We start from the raw sequence: 7,404 nt of genomic DNA, 5'->3' as shown, positions 1-7,404 counted from the left end.
CCCCTCTCCCACTGGACGCGGGCGAGGGGGAGCACCCGTTTTCACTACAAATTATGCAAAAATCACGGGATTAAAGCCCCTCGCCCGCGCCACGGGAGAGGGGTTGGGGTGAGGGGATCAGGTTGTGGTTAACGTGATGAACCAGTACAAATAGCCAATAGCCACAGCACCCTTCGCGGATCGACAAGCTTACATCCGAAACACACCATATTTAACATCGGCTAATGGCGCGTTGGCTGCTGCCGATAAGCCCAGTGCCAAGCTCATCCGTGTATCAACCGGATCAATAATGCCATCATCCCATAAGCGGGCGCTGGAATAATAAGGATTACCCTCGGCCTCATATTTATCGAGAATTGGCTGCATAAAGGCTTGTTGCTCGGCCAAACTCATATCTTGGCCTTTGGCTTGCAACCCGTCGCGGCGCACGGTCAGCAATACATTGGCCGCCTGCGAGCCACCCATCACCGAAATTCGGCTGTTTGGCCACATCCAGAGTTGGCGCGGGCTATAGGCGCGGCCACACATGCCATAGTTGCCAGCCCCAAACGAGCCACCAATTACGACCGTGAATTTTGGCACGCGGGCATTGGAAACCGCCATTACCATTTTAGCCCCATCTTTGGCAATCCCGCGTTGCTCGTATTCGCGGCCAACCATAAAGCCAGTGATATTTTGCAAAAACAGCAGCGGAATCGCTCGTTCGTTGCATAGCTCAATAAAATGGGCTGCCTTCAAGGCACTTTCGGAGAATAAAATGCCGTTGTTGGCCAAAATGCCGACTGGGTGGCCATAGATGTGCGAGAAGCCAGTCACCAAGGTTGTGCCATAGCGCGCCTTGAACTCATCTAAGCGCGAGCCATCGACGATCCGGGCAATAATTTCGCGTACATCAAATTGCTTGCGGGTATCGGCGGGAATAATTCCATACAATTCTTGGGGATCGTAGCGTGGCGCTTCTGGCGTGCGCAACGACCATGGGTTGGCTTTGCGATGCTGCAAATTGGCCACAATCGAGCGCGTGATGGCTAACGCATGCTCATCGTCGTCGGCAAAATGGTCGGCAACACCCGAAAGGCGGGTATGCACATCGGCTCCACCTAAATCTTCGGCGCTAACAATCTCGCCAGTGGCTGCTTTGACCAAGGGCGGGCCACCAAGGAAAATCGTGCCTTGCTCGCGCACAATCACCACTTCGTCGCTCATGGCTGGCACGTATGCGCCGCCAGCGGTACAACTGCCCATCACGACGGCAATTTGTGGAATGCCCAAGGCCGACATTTGGGCTTGATTGTAGAAGATGCGCCCGAAATGCTCGCGATCGGGAAAGACTTCTGCTTGCAACGGCAAAAATGCCCCGCCACTATCGACCAAATAAATACATGGCAAATGATTTTGCAGCGCAATTTCTTGGGCGCGCAAGTGTTTTTTTACCGTGAGTGGATAGTAGGTGCCGCCTTTGACCGTCGCATCGTTAGCTACAATCAGCACCTCAACGCCCGACACCCGCCCAATTCCCGTAATTACGCCAGCAGCTGGCACATCGTCTTCGTAGACTTGCCATGCAGCCAAGGTGCCAATTTCGAGCCAAGCGCTGCCCGGGTCAAGCAAACGCTCAATCCGCTCGCGGACAAGCAATTTGCCGCGACTTTCGTGACGGGCACGGGCCTCAGCACTGCCACCTTGGGCAATCTGCTTGGTTTGTTGACGTAATTCTGCTGCCAATTGGCGATGGAAATCGGCGTTTTGGCGAAATTCAGGGCTATGAATATCGAGCGTACTCTGAATGATCGACATTGATCGTTCCTTATCACTAGACGTTCGCTGCGAACATGATACTGATGATCGCGCTTAAAACAAACCAACCCGAATTGTTTGCTCGCCATAGGGAAAATCCGGGTCGTCGGGATACATGCCATAGCGCGAGAAAACCCAAGCTTTCAAGGCATGTTCGTTATCAATCACTGCCTCATAATGTGGGGGCTGATGGCGCTCGCAGGTGGCAACTTCATACTCAACACAAACATTCGGGCGCTGCATATAAATGCCACAGCGGCTATCGTCCTGCAAATGCTCGCATGGCAGGCCAATTTCTATTTCCCAAACCGATTGTTTGACCAAGCATTTTACGCCGCGATGCAGCACCAGCCAGCGCAGCACATCAAAATCTTCGCGGGTTTCGGGGGTGTCAATTGGCAAAATAAATGAGCGACAACACAAACCACCACAACCAGCACAACTCGGCTGATTCTGATTAATCACATTGAGAGCAAGCGACATAGTTCTGTTCCTTGTGGATGAAGTAAACACTGGACGAATCTATTTTAATCCAAAAGTGCTTATTTAACCACGAAGGACACGAAGAACCACGAAGAATGATTAATTCAAACTTCGTGCGCTTCGTGTCCTTCGTGGATCGTTAATCAGTATGCTCTATGTTCTATGCTTTATGTTCTCGTTCTATGCTCCTAATTCAAAACTGGCTTGCAACCCGCCAAGGCTGTTTGGCGCGACCCAGACGTGAAACTCGCCTGGCTCAGCGATTTTTTGCATGGCATTATTGTGGAAACTGAGGTCGGCACTGCGCAGCTCAAACGTCACTTCTTGGCTTTGGCCCGGTTCCAACGCTATTCGTTGAAAACCTTTGAGTTCTTTGATTGGGCGCGTCATGCTGCCGACCAAATCGCGAATATACAGCTGCACAACTTCCGCGCCAGCATAGTTGCCGGTGTTGGTAATTGTGGCGCTGATGCTGAGGGTTTGATCAAAGCCTATTTTTGGGCTTGATAAGCGTATGTTGCGATAGTCAAAGGTTGTGTAGCTCAAACCATAGCCAAATGCAAACAAAGGCCGATGATCAACATCAAGATAACTTGACGTAAAACCGCTGGGATCAAGCGGCGTGCCCGTTGGAATGCTGGGTGCGTCTTCGCTTGGTGGGCGGCCAGTGTTTTTGCGATTGTAATAAACGGGCACTTGGCCAACCGTGCGCGGGAAGCTAATCGGCAAGCGGCCCGAGGGGTTATCCAAGCCAAACAATAAATCGGCAATAGCTGGGCCTGCCATTGTCCCAGGATGCCAAGCATACAAAATGGCTTGCACTTTATCCTGCAATTCGCCTAACACCAACGAACGCCCAGCCATCACGACGGCAACCACAGGCTTGCCAGTTGCCACCAAGGCATCAACCAAGGCCAATTGTGCGCCAGGCAAATCGATAAAGGCGCGGCTGTGGGCTTCGCCACTCAAGCCTGCATCTTCACCCAAAAAGGCCAGCACTACATCGGCTGTTTGTGCAGCAGCAACCGCTTCGTCAAACAAACCATCATCGGTGCTACGAGCCTCAGCCAAGCCTTGGGCAAACACAACCTGCTCGTTGCCAAGCAACCCACGAATCGCTTGCAACGGGGTTTGGCTATCTTCTGGCTTGCCATCAAATACCCAACAGCCAAGCTGATCGGCGGCATGATCGGCCAATGGGCCAACGATTGCTACCTTGGTTTGCTGTTTGAGTGGCAAGGTTTCCTTATTGCTCAGCAGCACGCAGCTTTCTTTGGCAATTTGGCGAGCCAAGGCTAAATGATCAGGTGCAACTAATGTCTCAGCCGCAGCAGCGTTGGCGTAGGGTTGATTGAATAAGCCCAAGCGGAATTTGATGCGCAACACCCGCCGCACTGCATCGTCGATCAAATCGTGGCTAATTGCGCCACTTTCGACCAATTCAGCCAGATATTCAGCATAGCTGGTGCTGGCCATTTCCATATCGACCCCAGCCGTTACGCCCTTCAAGGCTGCATCACGGGCATCGGCGGCATAGCCATGGGCAATCATCTCGGTAATCGAGGCCCAATCGCTCACGACCATGCCAGCGTAGGCCCATTCGCCTTTCAAAATCTGACGCAAGGTAAATTCGTTGCCCGAGGTTGGCACGCCATTCAAATCGTTGAAGGCGCTCATAAAGGTGGCTGCGCCAGCCTCGGCAGCAGCTTGGAATGGCGCTAAATAGACATCGCGCAGCAAAACCTCAGGAATCCAAGCGGTGTTGTAATCGCGACCATTTTCGCTCGCGCCATAGCCAACATAATGCTTGGCACAGGCGGCAATCGCCTCGGGAGCAGTCAAATCGTCGCCCTGAAAACCTTCGACCATCGCCACGCCCATCAAGCTCGCAAGGTAGGCATCCTCGCCACAGCTTTCGGCAATTCGACCCCAACGTGGGTCGCGTGCAATATCGATCATCGGCGCGAATGTCCAGTTGATGCCAGCGCCTGAGGCTTCGCGGGCGGCAACCCGCGCTGCTTCGCGCACTAAATCTGGGTTAAACGAGGCTGCTTGGCCAAGCGGAATGGGGAAAATCGTGCGAAAGCCGTGGATCACATCGCGGCCAATTAACAGCGGAATGCCCAAACGTGATTCTTCAACCGCAAGGCGCTGGATTTCGTGGGCCTCGGCATCGATCACGTTCAACACCGAGCCTAAATTGCCTTCGCGAACGAGGTTTTTTTGGTTCTCGCCAGTGCCATGGAGTTGGCGCATTTGGCCAATTTTTTCGGCTAGCGTCATTTGGGCCAACAAGGCTTCGATTTGTTGCTCATACTGCATATCTGTTTGTCCTCATTGAGCAGGATGACTGTCATAGTCAAGTTGGCAATCACCATTCGACAGCCTAGAATCGGCCATTGCCACCCATGCAGGTTGGTTTTTTAGCGGGAGGATGGGTTGAATCAAGCTGCGATACTTGATTGTGTTGCTCGTGGGATTAAATTTCTGCAAGCGCTTGCAATTGTGCCGCTAAGCCTGCGCTCTGTCAAGTTGCTGCCGTTTCCTGCACTCCAACATGCTCCTTACAAGGCTAGGTTTTGCGCGATTAGTCTGATGTGGCGCGTTCCCTCACCTCCCCAGCTCCCTCGCCTACTGAACGCTGGCGAGGAGAGCCGCCGTTTTGTATCACGCATCGCGACAGAACCACAAGATTAAAGCCCCTCTCCCGCGTCACGGGAGAGGGGTTGGGGTGAGGGAACACTTCACGGCCAATGCTGATTATCGCAGGTAGATATTTGGTTGTGGTGGATTGCTCATACCATCGCCCAAGAAAAAGCTAGGGTGTGGCGGCTGGTTGTAGGCGGTGTTTTGCCAAGCAATCGCAACCCGATATTGGGCATCGTGCATCAGCGTAAAGATCCGGCGGTTGGTCGTGGTGCTGGTTGAATAAATTCGCAGCGCTTTATTATCGCTGGTGCGCCAAATCACTTCTTCGCGCCAATCGCCCAAAATATCGCCGCTCAACGCTGGGGTTGATTTGGTGGTGTTATTGGAGCTAACATTGCTGCTATTTAGTAAGCGTGTATCGCCTGATGGACCATATTTATCGATGCGGGTGGCATCGAGCAATTCGCGCACTGGGTCGCCATCCCACCAAATCAAGAAGTTGGTTGATGATGGTTTGCGGCCAAGGGTTGCCCCGCTGACGCTGCGCAGGTTGCTATCCATCGACGACCATGATTCAGCACCCGGGCTGCCAGCCCAAATATCGCCCGAAACGCCGCGCCCATTATCGCCGCCAGCTGCGGTTTGCCACAGAATTTGGCCAGTCCGCGCATCGGCAAACCACGAACTGGGCTTTGATGAATCTTCGCTGACTTTGAACACTTCCAAGCCAGGCCGATTAGGATTGAGATCGCCAACGTGCATGGCATCGCCGTGGCCGTTGCGGGTGTTCCACAGCGGTTGGCCATTATCGTTGATCGTCATGGCTCCAAAGATAATCTCATCTTTACCATCTTGATCAACATCGGCAACCGAAAGGCCGTGATTGCCTTGGCCTGCATATTGGCTGCCAGCAACGTTGCTATCGAATGTCCAGCGTTTGGTCAGGCTGCCATTGCGGAAATCCCACGCCGCGATCACGCTGCGGGTGTAGTAGCCACGGCTCATAATCAAGCTTGGGCGTTGGCCATCAAGGTAGGCAATGCCACCCAAAAAGCGATCAACCCGATTGCCATAATTATCGCCCCAGCTTGAAACCGTGCCACGTGGCGGATCATAATTGACGGTTGAGCGAATCGCACCGGTTTGGCCATTGAATACAGTCAGATATTCGGGGCCGGCAAGAATATACCCGCCAGAATTGCGATGATCAGCGCTGGCGTTGCCAATCACCGTGCCAGCATTATCGCGGGTGCCATCGGCGGTTTTGGCAGCAACTTCGGCCTTGCCGTCGCCATCCAAATCGTAGACCATAAATTGGGTGTAGTGTGCGCCAGCCCGAATATTGCGGCCCAAATCGATGCGCCACAAGCGTGTGCCATTCAATTTGTAGCCATCAAGATAGACATTGCCTGTATAGCCAGATTGCGAATTATCTTTGGCGTTGCTTGGGTCCCACTTGAGCACAATTTCATACTGGCCATCGCCGTCGAGATCGCCCACGCTCGCATCGTTGGCGCTGTAGGTGTAGGCTACGCCATCGGGCGTTGTGCCACCAGCAGGAATTTGCAACGGCACATCAAGGTAGCCATTGGCAAAATTGAGCGAATTTTCCGAGGCTGTTTGCTCAACGCCATCGAGCACAGGCCGCACGCTGTAGACGCTGTTGGCCGCTGCGCCGCTATCCAAATAGCTGGTGGCGTTGGTAATGGGGATTGGATTCACTTTGGTTGTGCCACGATAGAGATTAAAGCCAATCGAGCTTGGATCGGTGCCGAACATGCGCCAGCTAACAAAATTGTTGCTCCCTTGGCGCACGCTAATAATCCCACGATTGAGTTTTTCCATTTGGCGGCCTGTGGTTGCGCTCGGCGTGGAGGTTGGCACACTGGTTGGTACGCGCGTGGCAGTTGGTACGCTGGTTGCTACGCGGGTGGCAGTTGGCACATTGGTTGGGCCATTGGTTGCGGTCGGTTGGGTCGTTGGCTGGTTGGTCGCGGTTGCTACTGGCGAAGTCGCGGTTGGGCTAACGCCGCCACCACAGACCACGCCATTAACCGTAAAACTGCTTGGCACGGCCAAACTACCCGTTGTTGTGGCAGTAAAACCAAAGCCTTGGCTGCCACCAGCGGCAATGCTGGCATTCCAATCGACGTTTTTGGCACTCACTTGGCTGCCATTTTGGCTCACAGTTGCATTCCAGATTTGGCCAATTTGCTGGCCGCTGGGTGCGCTCCATGCCACTGTCCAGCCGTTAATCACGCTGGTGCCAGTGTTGTTAATCAGCACATCTGCTTGAAAACCGCCACCCCACTGGTTGGTAATCGCGTAATTGACTTGGCAGCTCAGGCTGGCTTGGGCCTTGGTATTGGTGTAGGTAACGGTACTTAATAAAATTGCAATTAATAAGAGGCAAATACGCCACCGATTGTTCATAGTTTGGTACTCCTTGTAATCTGGGGATCGGGGGCTGGGGAT

General features: G+C 53.3%; 4 protein-coding genes. All 4 read right to left on the bottom strand.

Annotated elements, in window-relative coordinates; all coding sequences use genetic code 11:
- Positions 1-189: 189 nt before the first annotated feature.
- The 4 genes from C5S61_RS00020 to C5S61_RS00005 all read right to left on the bottom strand — a co-directional run bounded on the left by C5S61_RS00020 (position 190) and on the right by C5S61_RS00005 (position 7,362).
- Positions 190-1,797, bottom strand: coding sequence for a carboxyl transferase domain-containing protein (locus tag C5S61_RS00020; RefSeq protein ID WP_110513039.1), 1,608 nt, complete (start codon positions 1,795-1,797; stop codon positions 190-192).
- A gap of 54 nt (positions 1,798-1,851) precedes the next feature.
- Positions 1,852-2,280 carry a YkgJ family cysteine cluster protein gene (locus C5S61_RS00015; protein WP_110513037.1) on the bottom strand — a complete coding sequence of 143 codons (429 nt, stop codon included), beginning with the start codon at positions 2,278-2,280 and terminating at the stop codon, positions 1,852-1,854.
- A 180-nt stretch (positions 2,281-2,460) separates the two neighbouring features.
- A complete protein-coding gene (gene bglX, locus C5S61_RS00010) occupies positions 2,461-4,602 on the bottom strand; it encodes a beta-glucosidase BglX (protein WP_110513035.1) in 2,142 nt (713 codons plus the stop codon).
- Positions 4,603-5,040: 438 nt separating this feature from the next.
- Positions 5,041-7,362, bottom strand: coding sequence for a rhamnogalacturonan lyase family protein (locus C5S61_RS00005; protein WP_110513033.1), 2,322 nt, complete (start codon positions 7,360-7,362; stop codon positions 5,041-5,043).
- Between the last annotated feature and the right edge of the window lie 42 nt (positions 7,363-7,404).

This window comes from Herpetosiphon llansteffanensis, from assembly GCF_003205875.1.
GTDB classification, from domain to species: domain Bacteria; phylum Chloroflexota; class Chloroflexia; order Chloroflexales; family Herpetosiphonaceae; genus Herpetosiphon; species Herpetosiphon llansteffanensis.
This window is presented reverse-complemented; position numbering and strand designations above follow the sequence as displayed.